Genomic DNA, 15,970 nt, shown 5'->3' on the forward strand with positions numbered 1-15,970 from the left:
AGCTTGCTCGCGAAGGCGGTAGATCAGCCAACATTTTCATCGCCTGACACTGCGCTTTCGCGAGCAGGCTCGCTCCCACAGGATTTGTGTCAGCGTTTGGGCTAGCGATCGGAGCGCATCAGCTCGGCCAGGCCGCTGTCCAGCGACAACACCGCCGCGCGATTGCGCCCGGCATTTTTCGCCTGATACAGCGCCGCATCGGCACGCTGGATAAACACTTCCAGGCTGTCATTGCCGCTGGGGATAAACGAATAACAGCCCAGACTCACCGTCAGATATCCGGTCGGCGAGCCGCTGTGGATGATGTGCTTGTCGATCACACTGCGGCGGATCTGCCCGGCAATCGCCAGTGCGCCGTTGATGTCGGTGTCCGGCAACAGCACCGCAAACTCCTCGCCACCATAACGTACCGCCAAATCAGACTTGCGCTGGCAGCACGTCTGCAGCACTTGGGCGACCTGAGTCAGACAATGATCGCCGGCGACATGACCATAGGCGTCGTTGTAGCGCTTGAAGAAATCGATATCGAGCATGATCAGACTGACCGGGCTGACCTGCCGCGCGCCACGGGCGAATTCGACTTCCAGAGAGCGCTCGAACAAACGTCGGTTGGCCAACCCGGTCAGGCTGTCGTGGGTCGCAATCTGCTCCAGGGCGCGTTGGGCCTTGCGCAGGTTTTTTTCGATCCGTTCACCATCGCGCACCTGATGAATGAACACCCAGCCAAACAGGCCGACGCCAAGAATCACCAAGGCGACAATCACACTCGACTGGAATGCGCGTGCGTACCAACCCTCGAGAATCGTGTCGCGCGAGGTCGCCGCCGACACCACCAACGGGTACGCCGACAAGCGTCGATAACCGTACAAACGCACCACGCCATCGACCACCGAGTTGATCATCGCCGTGCCGGCCGCCGCTTCGGGCAGCAACGTGCGATAAATCCGCCCTTGCGCCAGCGACGTGCCGATCAGGTTTTCATCGAACGGACGGCGGGCGAGCAAGGTGCCGTCGCTCAGACCGAGAAACATGATGCCTTGGTCATCGAGGCTGAAGCTTTCGAAGAAGCGGTCGAAGTACGACATCTTGATCCCGGCCAGCAACACCCCCTGAAAATTGCCCGCGTGATCATTGACGCGTTTGGAAATCGGGATAATCCACTCACCGTTCTCACGGCTACGAATCGCCGGGCCGATGTGCGCCAGCGTCGAGGCGTTCTGCTGGTGGAACTTGAAGTACTCGCGATCGGCCACGCCGTTGCCACGGGGCAGATCGGTGAATGAAGTAATCACCCACTGGCCCTGCGTGTCGAAGAGAAAAATGCCGTGCAACTGATCGAGTTGCTGCACGCGCCGGGCAAAGGTTCTCTGCAAACGCGGCTTCTGCGCGGCGCCGTAACCGTCATCCTGAATCCAGTCGACCAGGCTGGTCATCACCAGATCGGCGGCGAGGAAAGTGTCCTCCGCTTGCTGCGCCATCGCCCGGGTCAGGTTGTTCGAGGCCATTTTCGCCACGGCCAGATCCTGACGACGCGACTGCTCCAGTTGCAGATAAAGCAAACCGGACAGGCACAACCCCACCGCAACGATAAACAGCACCGCCGCTTTGCGCAGCGGCAGGCGTTTAAGGGTGCCTCCGGGGGCCTGATGCGGATCGTGAATGGGGATAGGCAAAAGCAAGTCCTGGGCAGGTACGACAAGGGCGCCAGCGGGGAAACCCTTATGTTTGTGAGCGTAGCCCACCGGAATCTACGGGGCAAACGCCCCGGTCCCGCCCAGGTATATCGGCGCACAACGAGTTTGGATGATCGCTGTTCGCAGATTTATTTTCGATTGCCTCTTAGGGTTAGTCAGTTGTGAAGGGCCAGGCGCCGCATCGCACTGTGCAGATGCGCCCGCGCACTTTGCGCATCGCCCTCGCGCATCTGCTCATAAGCCCGTTGCGCGATGGCGTGTGGCACCGGTTTCAGCTCGCGTTGCGTGGCCATCGCCAGCAGTTGCACGTGGGCGGCGCGCTCCAGGTAATAGAGGTCGTCCCAGGCTTCGGCGATGGTTGGAGCGCCGACAATCACGCCGTGGTTTTTCAGGAACAGAATATCGGCGTCGCCCATGACACTGGCGATGCGGTCGCCTTCGGACGCGTCCAGCGCCAGGCCGTTGTAGTCCTCGTCCACCGCCGTGCGCCCATAGAACTTCAGCGCGGTCTGCCCCAGCCATAACAGTGGCGGCCCTTGTAACAAGCACAACGCCGTGGCGTGAGGCATGTGGGTGTGGAAGGCGACTTTCACTCGCGGCAGTTGTTTGTGCAGCCGCGCATGAATGTAAAACGCCGTGGCTTCCGGCAGGCCTTCGCCTTCAACCACATTGCCGTCGAAGTCGCAGACCAGCAGATTCTGCGCGGTCACTTCGGCAAACGCATAACCGTAGGGATTGACCAGAAACAGATCATCATGCCCCGGCACCATCGCCGAAAAGTGATTGCAGATGCCCTCCTCCAAACCGTGCAGCGCGGCCAGTTGCAAGCACGCCGCCAGTTCGTTGCGCGCGGTGATGATCGCCTCGGTATCGAGGTTCAGCGCTGTCGGGCGAGCAGTCCGCGTACTGGCGGTCAGGGTGTGAGCCATGACGATTCTCCGTTACCAACCGAGGGATTTGAACAGCGGCAGCACTTGATCGAGGGTGTTGAGGATCGCGTCGGGGCGATAGTCCGGCAACAATTGGCGACCGGTGCCGCGATCGATCCAGACACAACGAAAGCCCATGTCCCGCGCCGCCGTATGGTCGAGCATCGGGCTTGCGCAGATGTGCACCACCTCTGCGCGGCTGACGCCCAATTGTTCATGAGCGTAGTCGAACAGCCGCGGCGCCGGTTTGTACGCACCGGCCTGCTGCGCGGTGATCACCCGATCGATGTAGCCGCCAAGTTGCGCGACGTTACCGGCAATGATGTCGTCGTCGGTGTTGGAGACGATGCACAGTTTGAAACCCATGGTTTTCAAATCACGCAGAGTCTCGATCACCTCGGCAAACGGCGGCATCTTCGGAATCGCGGCGGCCAGACGCTGGCTGTCTTCGGGCAGGCTGGGCAGACCCAATTCCTCCAAGGCCAATTGCAGACCGAGGGTGCTCAGTTCGCGGAACGAACGGTGCGGCGGCGTTTGTTCGAGGCGATGTTCATGGCGATCATAGACTTCGATCAGGTGCCCGACATCGACCTGATGTTCGCCCTTCTCGCTGAGAATGTCCCCGACCACAGCTTTGAGGCCTTCGTCCCATTGGATCAAAGTGCCGTAGCAATCGAAGGTCAGCCATTGCGGGCGCGGTGTGTGGATGAGTGTCATTGGTCGAATCCTCCGTCGTGAGGACTTCAGCTTATGAGCGCCCGGTGATAGTGTGAAATTAAATAAATCGCCAATCGTCAGTTGAAAAACCACTATCGAGAGCGCCGCCATGCTGGACCTGGAATTGCTGAAAACCTTTGTCTGCGTGGTTGACGAAGGCAGCTTCACCCGCGCCGCCGAGCGCGTGCATCGCACCCAGTCGACGGTCAGTCAGCAGGTGCGCAAACTCGAAGAGCTGGTCGGCCACGCCCTACTGCTGCGCGACCGCACCGGCCTTAATGTCGCCGTCACCGAACACGGCGAATTGTTGATCCACTACGCACGGCGTTTACTGGCGCTGTCCGCCGAAGCCACCGAAGCCCTGGCCAGCGACCTCGACCTGGAAATCCTGCGGATCGGCATGCCGGAAGACTTCGACGCGCGGCGCATGGCGCTGATCCTCGCCGGCTTCACCCGCAGTCATCCGCAGGCGCGGCTGGAGACTATCAGCGGCATGAGCCTCGATCTGCGCCAGCGCCTCAATGCCGGCGACATCGACATCGCCCTGATCAAACGCGAACCCGACAGCGGCCCGGCGTGGGCGACCTGGCCGGAACGACTGGTGTGGGTCAAAGGTGCGGAGTTTGATTCGTCCACTGGCGTGTTGCCGTTGGCGTTGTTTCCGCAAGGCTGTCTGTATCGGCAGCGCGCCATTCGTTTGCTCGATGTCGCCCAGCGCCCTTGGCGGGTGGCGTTCGGCAGCCATAGCCTGACCGGGATTCAAGCGGCGGTGGCGTCGGGGTTGGGGGTGTCGGTGCTACCGGTGTCGGCGGTGTTGCCCGAGCATCAGGTGTGTACGGATTTGCCGGAACTGGCGCCGACGGAATTGGCGTTGGTCAGTCGTGATGGGGTTTTGAGCGGGTTGCAACGTGGCCTGGTGGAGTTTTTGCGTGGGGAGTTGGGGGTGGATGCGGGGGGATTCGCCTGAAATCCCCCCCGTTTTTATCATTGGGGTTTGTTGATTTCCCGCAGCAGATCCGCGACGGGTATGTTCATGGTGTTGGAGTAGTAGGGTTTGTAGCCGTAGGCGGTGACGACGACTTTGCAGGGGATTTGTTGTTTACCAGACAGAAGGCCATTCAACTCCTGTACGGAGAGATCCTCGCGCGAAGTACCGTTATTTTGGGTCTGCCGCAGAAAAGCACTCGTCATGTAGTTGAATTTACCGCCTGCATGACTGGCCTCATCCACCTCAATCAGTCCATACGCCGAGTATCTGAATCGGTTAGTGATGGAAAAGTTCTGATCATCCCCCAGCGCACACTCGAGCATCGTCGATGCTGCGCCCACCCCCATACCTCTCCCGAACAAATCCAGGAGATTTACATCAGAGTCATAATGAATTTTGTAGAGCAGACCAATACTTGACCTTTCTATTGACAGAAAGTCGAGATTCGCTGGGGGCACTGAATGGTCTTTGGCACATGACGAACACAATATGGCCAGCAGAAGAACAGACATTCTTTTCATTTCAGCGATTGCCTTTGCGAATGGCTTCGAACATGAGATCGCTCGCCGATTTTCCTTCAGCAACAGGACGGGTAAACATCGCTGGAGCATTAGCATGGTTTGTGTCCATGGTTGCATTAATGTCAGGCCCACACAGTACTTCCCATTTCTCACCAAAATCCGCCACCGAGTCGGATTGGTCAGGCTTGGAGGGCATAGCTTTAATATTTATCCAAAAGTCAGCCACCGGTGTCGGTTGATCGCCATAAATATCGGATCCCAGCCACACCAAAGCACCTTCACCTACTGGGTCGAGTGTGACCAGCATGTTAATCCTGTAGCCCCACTCAGACATGACGCTGGTCAAATGCGCGCCGTTCCATCCCCCCAAGCTGTGCCCCACAATGTAGATAGGGCATGATTTGTAGGGAATTATGTTCAGAACATTTTTCTGGATATCTTTCTTTCCCCGCACCTCGTTATACCCAAGCCATTGAGATTTGTACTTGCCTAGCTTGGTCAGGTCCAGATTGCGATTATCAAAACCGGTCATTGCCTCGTTAACGTTGCCAAATGGTCCGGAAAAGTAATAACTCTCTTTATCGCCAGCCCCACCAACAAATAGAACAATCGCCTTGGTACTCTCCACCGGCACAGGCTTGTCACTGACATCCTTCTTGTCCGTCAGCGCATGTTCCTTGTGCAGCCTGTAATTGTTGCCCTTCGCGCACGTTACCGTTTCAGCAGGCATGCCTTATTCCTCCAAAAACAACTTGATGGTTTCGGGCAGATGCGAGCTGACTTGGTGGGTGAATCCGTTCGCGTCAGACACCCCATGCTCCAGACGCCCGTCAGCGCGCTGAATAACGTAAGGATGATCAGGCATGGGCTCACCGGTCACGTCATTGACCAGTTTCAACCGGTCAGTGAAATGCACCGGCATCGGCAGCAAACCACTGAAGGGAGCCGTCGTCACCGTGTCTCCGATGATGACCGTGCCGGAGCCGCCGATGACGACGTTGCCGTGCCCGCCCGTGCTGTCCAGCGTCGCGGCGTTCAAGCCATTGATGAACACCGTCGAAGCCACAGCGCCGGTAATCGGGCTACCGCAGGCGGATTTGTCAGTCATCCGCGCAGCGGCCAAGCCGTCGAAATTCACATTCGGGGAGCCACTGACAATGGGATTGGTGCCATGTCCCGGCAATGGGCAGGCGGTTGGATCGGTGACGCGGGCGGCGGGTTTTCCGCTCATGAACAGCTCCTTGCAATGTTGCGGGTCATCCTTTTGGGGGGCGCAAGCATGCGCGAATTTTCCAGGTGCTTCAAACCTTCAGGCGAAAAAAAGGCGCCCGGTCGGGCGCCTATTCAATACGTGGAAACCGCTCACCTCAACGCGACGGCGGCACCCGAATATCCCCCGCCCGGCACTGGGTTTTCACACCCTTGCCACACGCACCGAACTGCAAATCCTTGCCCATGCACACGCGCACTTCCGAGAGTTCCGGGCCGCTGCAAATGACCGCGATGCCATCCGCCGGAATCCCCGGGTTGGCCTTGCGGAACAGATCGGCAATTTCCTGCGCCTCGAAGTAATACGAGGAGCTGAACGGTTGCAGTTCCTGCGGGATTTTCACCGCGCCAACGGCTTTATCCGCTTCATCCAGATAACCCATCGCGCCGAGGCCGCTGCAGGTGCCGTGTTTGGACCATTCGTGGTCGAGCAGTTTCTTGGTCGGGAACAGCGTCAGGCCCTGGCTGGTTTGCGCCGCGTTCAGCGTGGTCAGCGGTGGGCAGGATTCAGGCCAGCCGCCCTTGGCGTATTGCGGCCACAAACCGTGCAGCACGAAACCGTAGCCCTTGCCCGTGCACTGCGCGTCATCTTTGTGGGTCAGACAGAACGTCGGCGACCAGGACAACGCCAGCAGGTAGTAATCGAATACCCCCGCCACCGATTCAGCCTGGGCCTTGCTCGACTGCGATTGCCGCGCCGAACTCAATCCGATGCTACCGGCCGTCAGCGCAATTACCGCCAAAATTGTAAACAGCTTTTTCATCTACCCGCTCCTTGGGACGCCTGCGTTCGTGGTTTTCGATCCTGACCCGACTTGGCCAGCGTTGATTTCGACACGCTTGTGTTGCAGGCGCATGACGCAAGGCAACGCCGTACGCCGTTGAAAGGTCTACGATTAACAGGCAGACATCAAACCAAGGGATCCGAAATGAGTAAAGCAGACGAACTCGCCGCCAAACTCAAGCAAACCCGGCACACCCACGCGGATGCCGCGCTGGAGATCGATTGCTGGCCGGCGCAGGTGTATGACTTGTACCACCGCATTGAAGCGTGGCTGCAACCGGTCACCGAGGTAGGTTTGAAGATTCGGCGCAATCCGACCCACGTTTGCGAAACGTCACCCGATGGTGAATCCCACGATTACGCCATCGACCAACTGGTGATCGAGGCCAACCATCAAAGCCTGACATTCGATCCCATTGCGCGGTTTACCGAGGATGGCGCCGGCCGGGTGCAGATCAGCCCGTCAGCCACAGACACTTATCTGCTGCGTACCGTGGATGAGCACGGTGAAAGCCATTGGTGGATGCAGTCGATTGAAACAGGCCAGCAGTTGGATGCCATCGCACTGACGGAAAACAATCTGTTGCTGGCGGTGCAGGAAGGTCTTGGCCTGTAAACCGCGTCACTGCCGCCGCGCGGAGCAAAATTCGACGATCACCTGCGACACCGCATCGATCATTTGCGGATCAGCGTGAGGCGCGACAAACAAGCGGAACTGCGCATCCGGCAAATCCGGCAAGCCCTGTTCCGCGCCCAGCGCGGTCAACCCCTGCCCCACCTGACTCGCCGGCATCGGCGCCACGGCAAATCCTGACTGCGCCGCCGCGCGTAACCCGGCGGTGCTCGAGCACAGCATCGCGGTGCGCTGGGAAATGCCCGCCTGAGCCAAACGCGTCAGCGCCGCCTCACGATACGGACACGGTTCGGGAAACAGCGCCAGCGGCAATGGCGTCGGCAGTTGAATCACGGGTTGCGCGGCCCACGCCCACACCAGTGGCTCCTGCCAAAGCAAACGCCCCGACGCACCGGTTTCGCACAGCGAGCCGATGACCATCTCCAGATCCCCCTGCTGCATCTGGCCCAGGAGTGTCCCCGGAATGTTCACCTGCACATCGATCTGCATACCGGGATGCTGCGCCGCGCAATCCTGCAACGCGCGCAACAATCGCGCCTCGACAAAATCCTCGGACACGCCAATCCGCACCCGCCCCTGAAACGGCGTGCGCGTGAGCTGCGCCCAGGCATCGCGGTTCAGCGCCAGAATCGTCCGCGCATAGGCGATCAAACGCTCGCCGTCGGCGGTGAGTTGCTGAGAACGAGTGGTGCGCTTGAGCAGCGGTTTGCCGATTTGCTCTTCGAGCCGGCGCAGATGACCGCTGACCGCCGATTGGGTCAGATGCAGTTTTTCCGCGGCACGACTGAAGCCGTCCTCATCGACAACGGTGACAAAGGTCTTGAGCAACAGGGCGTCAAACATAGTGAGATACGTGATCAATGGTCAATTTATTCACGATTTATAGTTTGAAGCACGCTATGTTGCAATGCCTCGCATTCCCCCCGACTGCCGAGGCTTCACGTGACCACTCTTCTGCACATCGAATGCTCACCGCGCAAACAACGCTCCGCGTCACTGCAAGTGGCCCGCAGCTTTATCGATCGCTATCTGCAGCATCATCCGCAGACCCACGTCGAAACCCTCGACCTGTGGGACACGCCGCTGCCGGAGTTCGGCGAAGAGGCAATGAACGCCAAATACGCCGGCCTCAGCGGTACGCCGCTGACCCCCGCCCAGCAATCGGCGTGGAATGAACTCAAGCACCTCGCCGCATACCTGCATCGTGCCGACCTGATTGTGCTGTCAGTACCGCTGTGGAATTTCAGCATTCCCTACAAGCTCAAGCACTTCATCGACCTGGTGTCGCAGAAGGACATCCTCTTCAGCTTCGATCCGGAACGCGGCCTGCAAGGTTTGTTGAAAAACAAAACCGCCGTGGGCGCCTATGCCTGCGGGATGGATTTCTCGGCGCAGTCGGCCATGCCCGCCGAACGCTTCGACTTTCAGAAACCCTACGTCGCTGCATGGCTCGACTTTATCGGCATCAGCGATGTGCATGAGTTGCGCGTCGAGAAGACCATTCTCGGCGAAGACATTGATCGTGAGTCGCGGCTCGCGGCGTCGGAACAGGCGCGGGATCTGGCCGATCAACTCGCTGCAACTGAAGCTGACAAAACTGTAATCCCCGCCTCAGCCAACTGAAAGCCGGCGCTGGTTAGCCTCCCCGTCATGAGTCAAACGGGGATTTCCAGCGCATGCCTTCCAACCCATCACGACGCACCTTCGTCAAAGGCCTCGCCGCCGGTGGCCTGCTCGGTGGCCTCGGCCTGTGGCGCACGCCAGTCTGGGCGCTGAATGCGTCCGGTCAATTGCCTGAACTGAGCGGCAGCGACTTCGAGTTGTTCATCGGAGAAACCCCGGTCAACTTCACCGGCAGCCCACGCACGGCGATGACCATCAACGGCAGCCTGCCCGGCCCGTTGCTGCGCTGGCGCGAGGGCGACACCGTGACGCTGCGGGTGCGCAACCGGCTCAGCGCCAGCACCTCGATTCACTGGCACGGCATTCTGCTGCCGGCGAACATGGACGGCGTGCCGGGCCTGAGCTTTCACGGCATCGAACCGGGCGGCGTGTACGTCTATCAATTCAAGGTGCGGCAGAACGGCACTTACTGGTATCACAGCCATTCCGGCTTGCAGGAACAGGCTGGCGTCTACGGCCCGCTGGTGATCGACGCCAAGGAACCGGAGCCGTTCCACTACGACCGCGAGTTCGTGGTGATGCTCAGCGACTGGAGCGACGAAGACCCGGCCAGCCTGATGAAGACGCTGAAAAAGCAGTCCGACTACTTCAACTTGCACAAACGCACCGTCGGCGATTTCATCCACGACGTCAGCGAAAAAGGCTGGGGCGCCACCGTGGCCGATCGCAAGATGTGGGCAGAAATGAACATGAATCCCACCGACATTGCCGACGTCAGTGGCGCCACTTACACCTTCCTCATGAATGGCCACGCGCCGGATAACAACTGGACCGGCCTGTTTCGTCCCGGTGAAAAACTGCGTCTGCGCCTGATCAACGGCTCGGCGATGACCTACTTCGACGTGCGCATTCCCGGGCTGAAAATGACCGTGGTCGCGGCGGATGGCTTGCACGTCAAACCGGTCAGCGTCGATGAACTGCGCATCGCCGTGGCCGAGACTTACGACGTCATCGTTGAGCCGGACGCCGAGGCGTACACCCTGTTTGCCCAGGCCATGGATCGTACCGGTTTTGCCCGTGGCACCCTCGCCACTCGCGCCGGGTTATCTGCGCCCGTACCGGGTCTGGACCCGCGCCCACTGGTGACCATGGACGACATGGGCATGGGCGGCATGGATCACGGTTCAATGGGCATGAGCGATATGGCGGGCATGGATCACTCGGCGATGGGCCCGATGCAATCCCATCCCGACAGCGAAAAAGACAATCCGCTGGTGGACATGCAAGCCATGAGCACCGCGCCGAAACTCAACGACCCCGGCCTCGGTCTGCGCAACAACGGCCGTCGCGTGCTGACCTACGCCGACCTGCGCAGCACCTTCGCAGACCCGGATGGCCGCGATCCGAGCCGCACGGTCGAACTGCACCTGACCGGTCACATGGAGAAATTCGCCTGGTCGTTCAACGGCATCAAATTCTCCGACGCCGAGCCTTTGCGCCTGAAGTACGGCGAGCGCATTCGCCTGGTGCTGGTCAACGACACGATGATGACCCACCCGATTCACTTGCACGGCATGTGGAGCGATCTGGAAGACGAAAACGGCGACTTCCAGGTGCGCAAACACACCATCGACATGCCGCCCGGCACACGCCGCACCTACCGCGTGACCGCCGACGCACTCGGCCGCTGGGCCTATCACTGCCACCTGCTGTACCACATGGAAATGGGCATGTTCCGCGAAGTGCGGGTGGAAGAATGAAGGGGCCGCTGATGACTCGACTCACCGCATTTTCCTTGCTGCTGGTCGGCAGCTCAGCAATGGCCGCCGGCGACATGCCGGGCATGGATCACAGCCAGATGGCGGGCATGGATCATTCCGCGATGCAAAGTATGGACGACGGCATGATGCAGCCCGCCGCGCCGACCGAAAGCCGCACGCCGATCCCGCAACTGACCGACGCCGACCGCGCCGCCGTGTTCACCAGCGCTGGCGGCCATCAGGTGCATGACAGCGCGATCAACAGCTACTTCCTCGCCGACAAACTTGAATGGCAGGGCGCCGATGACGGAAGCACGTTGGCCTGGGATCTGTCCGGCTGGATCGGTGGTGACATCGATCGTCTGTGGCTGCGCTCCGAAGGTGAACGCAGCAACGGCAAGACCGAAGACGCCGAGATTCAGGCGCTCTGGGGCCATGCGATATCGCCGTGGTGGGACGTGGTCAGCGGCGTGCGTCAGGACTTCAAACCCGGCGCGCCGCAGACTTGGGCCGCGTTCGGTGTGCAGGGCATGGCGCTGTACAACTTCGAAGCCGAGGCCACGGCGTTTATCGGTGAAGGTGGCCAGAGCGCGCTGCGGTTCGAGGGTGACTACGACATTCTGCTGACCAATCGCCTGATCCTGCAGCCCACCGCTGAACTCAATATCTACGGCAAAAACGATGCGCAACGGCGTATCGGTTCCGGGCTTTCCAACAGCGAAGTCGGCTTGCGCTTGCGCTATGAAATCCGCCGCGAATTTGCGCCGTACATCGGCGTGACGTGGAACCGCACTTACGGCAACACCGCCGATTACGCCCGCGAAGAAGGCGAGAAGCGCAGCGAAGCGCGGCTCGTGCTTGGCGTGCGGATGTGGTTCTGAATTCCCTAAAAAAACAACCCGGAGCTCTTGCATGCGCACCTTGAAAATCACCCTTGTACTCGCCAGCAGCTTGCTCCTCAGCAGCCTCGCTCAAGCCCACCCGAAATTGCTCTCGTCGAGCCCGGCCGAAGGTGCCGACGGCGCCGCGCCCGGCAAGATCGAACTGCATTTTTCCGAGAACCTGCTGCCAAAATTCTCCGGCGCCAAACTGGTCATGACCGAAATGCCCGGCATGGCTCATTCGCCGATGCCAATGAAAGCCAAAGTCAGCGCCGGCAGCGACCCGAAAAGCATGCTGATCACCCCGCTCGCGCCGCTGCCCGCCGGCACTTACCAAGTCCAATGGCGCGCGGTGTCTTCCGACACGCACCCGATCACCGGCAACGTCACGTTCAAAGTGAAGTGAGCGATGGCTGAACTGATCAACATCGTGCTGCGGTTTGCGTTGTATGTGGATTTGCTGCTGTTGTTCGGGCTGGCGTTGTTTGCGCTGTACAGCATTGGGACGCTGCTACGGTTTCGGCCGATGCTGCGCGGGATGGCATTGATCGGGGCGTTGTTGTCAGTGGCGGGATTGGTGCTGATGACCCGCGCCATGAGTGGCGAAACCGCGCTCGCGGCGCTATGGCCACACCTGCAAATGATTCTGCTGGAAACCGATGTCGGTCTGGCGTGGGCAGTGCGGATTATCGCGCTGATCGTGGTGTTGATCAGGCCGGGCGCGTGGCTCGCATCGGTGGCTGGCGCCGTCGCCCTCGCCTCTTTGGCCTGGAGCGGACACGGGGCGATGGATGAAGGAACACTGCGCTTCTGGCATTTTCTCAGCGATATTCTGCACCTGCTCGCGGCGGGCGCGTGGCTGGGTGCGATGCTGGCGCTGGTGTTGATGGCGCGGGGGCCGCTCGATGAAGCTCGCATTCGTTCGCTGGCGTTTGCGGTTCGGCGCTTTGAGTGGATCGGTGCAGTGATTGTGCTGACGCTGTCGATTACTGGCGTGGTGAATTATCTGTTCATCGTCGGCCCGAGGCTGGATGAAGTCTTGCTCGGTACCTACGGGATACTGCTGGCGATCAAGGTTTTACTGTTTGCCGGGATGTTGGTGTTGGCGGCGTTGAACCGCTTTCATCTTGGTCCGGCGTTGGCGCAAGCGTTGCGCAATGGACACTATGTCATCGCGGCAAATGCGCTAAGACGCAGCGTTGTCGTTGAACTGGCAATCGCATTGCTGATCGTGGCGCTGGTGGCGTGGCTAGGCACGTTAAGCCCGGAAGCAGGGTGACACCCGGGAAAGCCTTTCACTACACTGGGCCACCGTCCTTCTCAGAAGCCCCGATCGCAATGACAACACTAAAAAGCACGATGATCCTCTGCGGCCTGCTGACCCTGGCCGCCGGCGCCCATGCCGAGCAAACCCCTTCACACCTCGACAGCATCCAGCAACAAGGCCAGTTGCGCGTGTGCACCACCGGCGACTACAAGCCCTATACCTTCAAACGCCCCGACGGCGATTTCGAAGGCATCGACATCGCCATGGCCCGCTCGCTGGCCGACAGCCTCGGCGTCAAAGTCCAATGGGTGCAAACCACCTGGAAAACCCTGATGCCGGACATGCAGGCCGGCAAGTGCGACATCGGCATGGGCGGCATTTCGGTGACCCTCGAAAGGCAGAAAAAAGCCTACTTCAGCAACACCCTCGACACCGACGGCAAGATCCCGCTGGTGCGCTGCGCCGATGTCAGCAAGTACCAGACGGTCGAGCAGATCAACCAGCCCGGCGTGCGCCTGGTCGAACCCGCCGGCGGCACCAACGAAGCCTTCGTCCACGCCTTCCTGCCCAAGGCGCAACTGGCCCTGCACGATAACGTGACGATCTTCCAGCAACTGCTCGACAACCAGGCCGACGTGATGATCACCGACGCCTCGGAAGCGCTGTATCAGCAGAAACTCAAACCGGGCTTGTGCGCGGTGAATCCGCATCAGTACATGCAGTACGGCGAGAAGGCTTACTTGTTGCCGCGCGATGACATCAGTTGGAAACTGTACGTTGATCAGTGGCTGCACTTGAGCAAAGTCACCGGCAAATATCAGCAAACCCTGAGCGAATGGATTGCCGTACCTGCCGCGCAGTAATCCTTAATCGTCATGCAGCATGCCGGAGCTGTACTGATTGAGGCTGCTGCCGATATTGTTGCCGCCGAACTTCAACGTATTGGCGTTGCGCCCCTCCGGCGACTGACAGTCGCTGGAGAAACAACTGGTGGTGGTCAAACCACCCGCGCCGGAACAGGCACTCAATACCGATACTGCAGCAGCAATCAACAGCACTTTGACGACATTAAGGCGCATGGCACGATTCCCCTCGGGATGAACAGCGACGATCTTGTCTCAACAGACTAGGCCTGCTTCGCACGCGGCAAGATGAAACTTTGCTGATCGACAGCGGCGGTTCAGCATCGCTTGCCCGTTCAGTCCTTTCCCGGTTTAGGAATCGCAATCCGGCTACCAGTCTTGACCTCACGCAACGCCAGACTCGACTGAATCGAGGCAATCCCCACCTGACGCCGGAGCACCTGCTCGATAAAGTCGCTGTAGCTATCAAGATCCTCCGCCAACACCTGCAACACATAATCGGCATCGCCGGTGATCTTGTGGCAGGCCACCACCTGCGGCAATTGCGCAATCACCGCCTCGAAAGCGTCCGGTGCGTGGTCGGCATGGGTGGAAAAACGAATGTGCACGAACGCCATGATATCCAGCCCGAGCATTCGCCGATCAAGGTTGGCCTGATAGCCCTTGATGACCCCCGCCTCCTCCATGCGCTTGCGCCGTCGCCAGCACGGCGTAAGGCTCAGCGACAGCCGCTCACTGAGTTCAGCGTTGGAAATGCTGGCGTCTTCCTGCAACAACTCGAGAATCGCCAGGTCGGTCTCGTCGAGGCTGATGCGTTTGGATATTTTTTTCTGCATGACGCCATTCCTGAGTAAAAACGCCCGAATAATTCACTGAATCACGAACACAAAGCAAAGAAAGCGCAGCCCAGCCGGAACAGAATATTTGCACTGGCTAACAATAACGGATGCGCAGAATGTTTACAGTTTTCAGTGATTCCCACCGGTTGCACCACGGCACCGAATTGAAAGACGGCGTGCTCAAACCGTCGTTCGAACAACCGAGTCGGGCCGACACCGTGCACAACCGCGTCAAACAGGTCGGCCTCGGGCAGATCGTCGAACCGCGCGCGTTTGATCGCTCGTGCTACGTCAACGCGCACAGCGAGCGCTACGTCAGTTTTCTCGAAAGTGCCTGGGGCGAATGGTGCGCAACCGGTCGCACTCACGACGCCTTGCCGCTGGTCTGGCCGGTGCGCGATCTGGCCGGCGAAGAGGTGCCGACGTTCATCGACGGCAAACTCGGTTTCTATGCGATGGATGCCGGCTCGCCGATCACCGCCACGACCTGGCAAGCGGTGAAAACCAGCGCCGACATCGCCCTCACTGGCCTGGCCCTGCTTGATGAAGGCCACGACAGTGCCTTCGCCCTGTGCCGTCCGCCCGGCCATCACGCCGCGCGCGAATACATGGGCGGTTATTGCTACCTCAACAACGCCGCCATTGCCGCGCAACAAGCCATCACTCAGGGCGCCAAACGTGTCGCGGTGCTCGACGTCGACTTCCACCACGGCAACGGCACGCAGAACATCTTTTACCAGCGCAGCGACGTGATGTTCGTGTCATTGCACGGCGAACCGGCGGTGTCCTATCCGTACTTCTCGGGCTACAGCCACGAAGTCGGCTCGGGTGTCGGCGAGGGTTACAACCTCAACTATCCCCTGCCGAAAAACACCACCTGGGAGAGCTACCGCAACGCTCTGCTCCACGCCTGCAAAAAACTCCAGCAGTTCGCGCCTGAAGTGCTGGTGATTTCCCTCGGTGTCGACACGTTCAAGGACGACCCCATCAGCCACTTCCTGCTGGAAAGCGATGATTTCATTGGCATCGGCGAACTGATCGCCAGCGTCGGCTGCCCGACCCTGTTCGTGATGGAGGGCGGCTACATGGTCGATGAGATCGGCATCAATGCAGTCAACGTGCTGCACGGTTTCGAGAGCAAACGCGGCTGAACCATCCCGCGCTCTACAACCTTTCAATGACTGGATCGGAGAACAAGAAC

At 59.6% G+C, this 15,970-nt stretch carries 19 protein-coding genes; 9 read left to right on the top strand and 10 right to left on the bottom strand.

The genetic code is table 11. The annotated features are described in order from the left end of the window. Positions 1–101 precede the first annotated feature (101 nt). The 3 genes from ACRRSD_RS05635 to ACRRSD_RS05645 all read right to left on the bottom strand — a co-directional run bounded on the left by ACRRSD_RS05635 (position 102) and on the right by ACRRSD_RS05645 (position 3,340). Positions 102–1,673: a sensor domain-containing diguanylate cyclase gene (locus ACRRSD_RS05635; protein WP_435037439.1), complete on the bottom strand. Its 1,572-nt coding sequence runs from the start codon at positions 1,671–1,673 to the stop codon at positions 102–104. A gap of 176 nt (positions 1,674–1,849) precedes the next feature. Beyond that, on the bottom strand, positions 1,850–2,623 hold the full coding sequence (locus tag ACRRSD_RS05640; protein ID WP_435037440.1) for an aldolase: 774 nt from the start codon (positions 2,621–2,623) through the stop codon (positions 1,850–1,852). Positions 2,624–2,635: 12 nt separating this feature from the next. Continuing rightward, complete coding sequence (locus ACRRSD_RS05645; protein WP_435037441.1) at positions 2,636–3,340, bottom strand: haloacid dehalogenase type II; 705 nt, start codon at positions 3,338–3,340, stop codon at positions 2,636–2,638. Positions 3,341–3,449: 109 nt separating this feature from the next. On the opposite strand from ACRRSD_RS05645, the gene ACRRSD_RS05650 reads away from it, so the two are divergent. After that, positions 3,450–4,307 carry a LysR substrate-binding domain-containing protein gene (locus ACRRSD_RS05650; protein WP_435037442.1) on the top strand — a complete coding sequence of 286 codons (858 nt, stop codon included), beginning with the start codon at positions 3,450–3,452 and terminating at the stop codon, positions 4,305–4,307. A 17-nt stretch (positions 4,308–4,324) separates the two neighbouring features. On the opposite strand, the gene ACRRSD_RS05655 is transcribed toward ACRRSD_RS05650, so the two are convergent. From ACRRSD_RS05655 to ACRRSD_RS05670, 4 genes are all read right to left on the bottom strand, one after another. Then, positions 4,325–4,840 carry a hypothetical protein gene (locus ACRRSD_RS05655; protein ID WP_435037443.1) on the bottom strand — a complete coding sequence of 172 codons (516 nt, stop codon included), beginning with the start codon at positions 4,838–4,840 and terminating at the stop codon, positions 4,325–4,327. Positions 4,841–4,850: 10 nt separating this feature from the next. After that, the gene (locus ACRRSD_RS05660; protein WP_435037444.1) at positions 4,851–5,579 is read right to left on the bottom strand and encodes an alpha/beta hydrolase; all 729 of its coding nucleotides are present in this window, start codon (positions 5,577–5,579) and stop codon (positions 4,851–4,853) included. Between the two features lie 3 nt (positions 5,580–5,582). Next, positions 5,583–6,080: a PAAR domain-containing protein gene (locus ACRRSD_RS05665; protein ID WP_435037445.1), complete on the bottom strand. Its 498-nt coding sequence runs from the start codon at positions 6,078–6,080 to the stop codon at positions 5,583–5,585. A gap of 136 nt (positions 6,081–6,216) precedes the next feature. Further along, complete coding sequence (locus ACRRSD_RS05670) at positions 6,217–6,882, bottom strand: ribonuclease T2 (RefSeq protein WP_435037446.1); 666 nt, start codon at positions 6,880–6,882, stop codon at positions 6,217–6,219. A 165-nt stretch (positions 6,883–7,047) separates the two neighbouring features. On the opposite strand from ACRRSD_RS05670, the gene ACRRSD_RS05675 reads away from it, so the two are divergent. Continuing rightward, entirely contained in the window at positions 7,048–7,518 is a 471-nt protein-coding gene (locus ACRRSD_RS05675; RefSeq protein WP_095114243.1) for a hypothetical protein, read from the top strand. Positions 7,519–7,524: 6 nt separating this feature from the next. On the opposite strand, the gene ACRRSD_RS05680 is transcribed toward ACRRSD_RS05675, so the two are convergent. Next, a complete protein-coding gene (locus ACRRSD_RS05680) occupies positions 7,525–8,379 on the bottom strand; it encodes a LysR family transcriptional regulator (RefSeq protein WP_435037447.1) in 855 nt (284 codons plus the stop codon). Positions 8,380–8,478: 99 nt separating this feature from the next. On the opposite strand from ACRRSD_RS05680, the gene ACRRSD_RS05685 reads away from it, so the two are divergent. From ACRRSD_RS05685 to ACRRSD_RS05710, 6 genes are read left to right on the top strand one after another with little or no spacing between them, the layout of a single operon-like run. After that, on the top strand, positions 8,479–9,159 hold the full coding sequence (locus ACRRSD_RS05685) for an FMN-dependent NADH-azoreductase (RefSeq protein ID WP_435037448.1): 681 nt from the start codon (positions 8,479–8,481) through the stop codon (positions 9,157–9,159). A 53-nt stretch (positions 9,160–9,212) separates the two neighbouring features. Next, a complete protein-coding gene (locus tag ACRRSD_RS05690) occupies positions 9,213–10,919 on the top strand; it encodes a copper resistance system multicopper oxidase (protein ID WP_435037449.1) in 1,707 nt (568 codons plus the stop codon). A gap of 11 nt (positions 10,920–10,930) precedes the next feature. Next, positions 10,931–11,800 (top strand): copper resistance protein B, encoded by an 870-nt coding sequence (locus ACRRSD_RS05695; RefSeq protein ID WP_435037450.1) that lies wholly within the window; start codon positions 10,931–10,933, stop codon positions 11,798–11,800. A gap of 31 nt (positions 11,801–11,831) precedes the next feature. Then, the gene (gene copC, locus ACRRSD_RS05700; RefSeq protein ID WP_435037451.1) at positions 11,832–12,206 is read left to right on the top strand and encodes a copper homeostasis periplasmic binding protein CopC; all 375 of its coding nucleotides are present in this window, start codon (positions 11,832–11,834) and stop codon (positions 12,204–12,206) included. Positions 12,207–12,209: 3 nt separating this feature from the next. Further along, the gene (copD, locus tag ACRRSD_RS05705) at positions 12,210–13,079 is read left to right on the top strand and encodes a copper homeostasis membrane protein CopD (protein WP_435037452.1); all 870 of its coding nucleotides are present in this window, start codon (positions 12,210–12,212) and stop codon (positions 13,077–13,079) included. A 59-nt stretch (positions 13,080–13,138) separates the two neighbouring features. Further along, the gene (locus tag ACRRSD_RS05710; RefSeq protein WP_435037453.1) at positions 13,139–13,930 is read left to right on the top strand and encodes a transporter substrate-binding domain-containing protein; all 792 of its coding nucleotides are present in this window, start codon (positions 13,139–13,141) and stop codon (positions 13,928–13,930) included. Between the two features lie 3 nt (positions 13,931–13,933). On the opposite strand, the gene ACRRSD_RS05715 is transcribed toward ACRRSD_RS05710, so the two are convergent. Both ACRRSD_RS05715 and ACRRSD_RS05720 read right to left on the bottom strand, forming a co-directional pair. Continuing rightward, positions 13,934–14,146, bottom strand: coding sequence for a hypothetical protein (locus ACRRSD_RS05715; protein ID WP_435037454.1), 213 nt, complete (start codon positions 14,144–14,146; stop codon positions 13,934–13,936). Positions 14,147–14,265: 119 nt separating this feature from the next. Continuing rightward, the gene (locus ACRRSD_RS05720; protein ID WP_093433799.1) at positions 14,266–14,766 is read right to left on the bottom strand and encodes an Lrp/AsnC family transcriptional regulator; all 501 of its coding nucleotides are present in this window, start codon (positions 14,764–14,766) and stop codon (positions 14,266–14,268) included. A gap of 119 nt (positions 14,767–14,885) precedes the next feature. Between ACRRSD_RS05720 and ACRRSD_RS05725 the strand changes: the two genes are divergently transcribed. After that, complete coding sequence (locus ACRRSD_RS05725; RefSeq protein WP_435037455.1) at positions 14,886–15,920, top strand: histone deacetylase family protein; 1,035 nt, start codon at positions 14,886–14,888, stop codon at positions 15,918–15,920. Positions 15,921–15,970: the final 50 nt, after the last annotated feature.

This window comes from Pseudomonas neuropathica, from assembly GCF_051174785.1.
Lineage (GTDB): Bacteria > Pseudomonadota > Gammaproteobacteria > Pseudomonadales > Pseudomonadaceae > Aquipseudomonas > Aquipseudomonas neuropathica_A.

Coding starts and splice junctions, on each gene's coding strand:
- ACRRSD_RS05715 (WP_435037454.1), bottom strand. CDS start 14,146: ATGCGCCTTAATGTCGTCAAAGTGCTGTTGATTGCTGCTGCAGTATCG.
- ACRRSD_RS05640 (WP_435037440.1), bottom strand. CDS start 2,623: ATGGCTCACACCCTGACCGCCAGTACGCGGACTGCTCGCCCGACAGCG.
- ACRRSD_RS05665 (WP_435037445.1), bottom strand. CDS start 6,080: ATGAGCGGAAAACCCGCCGCCCGCGTCACCGATCCAACCGCCTGCCCA.
- copC (WP_435037451.1), top strand. CDS start 11,832: ATGCGCACCTTGAAAATCACCCTTGTACTCGCCAGCAGCTTGCTCCTC.
- ACRRSD_RS05655 (WP_435037443.1), bottom strand. CDS start 4,840: ATGTCTGTTCTTCTGCTGGCCATATTGTGTTCGTCATGTGCCAAAGAC.
- ACRRSD_RS05695 (WP_435037450.1), top strand. CDS start 10,931: ATGACTCGACTCACCGCATTTTCCTTGCTGCTGGTCGGCAGCTCAGCA.
- ACRRSD_RS05720 (WP_093433799.1), bottom strand. CDS start 14,766: ATGCAGAAAAAAATATCCAAACGCATCAGCCTCGACGAGACCGACCTG.
- ACRRSD_RS05725 (WP_435037455.1), top strand. CDS start 14,886: ATGTTTACAGTTTTCAGTGATTCCCACCGGTTGCACCACGGCACCGAA.
- ACRRSD_RS05680 (WP_435037447.1), bottom strand. CDS start 8,379: ATGTTTGACGCCCTGTTGCTCAAGACCTTTGTCACCGTTGTCGATGAG.
- ACRRSD_RS05690 (WP_435037449.1), top strand. CDS start 9,213: ATGCCTTCCAACCCATCACGACGCACCTTCGTCAAAGGCCTCGCCGCC.
- copD (WP_435037452.1), top strand. CDS start 12,210: ATGGCTGAACTGATCAACATCGTGCTGCGGTTTGCGTTGTATGTGGAT.
- ACRRSD_RS05645 (WP_435037441.1), bottom strand. CDS start 3,340: ATGACACTCATCCACACACCGCGCCCGCAATGGCTGACCTTCGATTGC.
- ACRRSD_RS05650 (WP_435037442.1), top strand. CDS start 3,450: ATGCTGGACCTGGAATTGCTGAAAACCTTTGTCTGCGTGGTTGACGAA.
- ACRRSD_RS05710 (WP_435037453.1), top strand. CDS start 13,139: ATGACAACACTAAAAAGCACGATGATCCTCTGCGGCCTGCTGACCCTG.
- ACRRSD_RS05660 (WP_435037444.1), bottom strand. CDS start 5,579: ATGCCTGCTGAAACGGTAACGTGCGCGAAGGGCAACAATTACAGGCTG.
- ACRRSD_RS05675 (WP_095114243.1), top strand. CDS start 7,048: ATGAGTAAAGCAGACGAACTCGCCGCCAAACTCAAGCAAACCCGGCAC.
- ACRRSD_RS05670 (WP_435037446.1), bottom strand. CDS start 6,882: ATGAAAAAGCTGTTTACAATTTTGGCGGTAATTGCGCTGACGGCCGGT.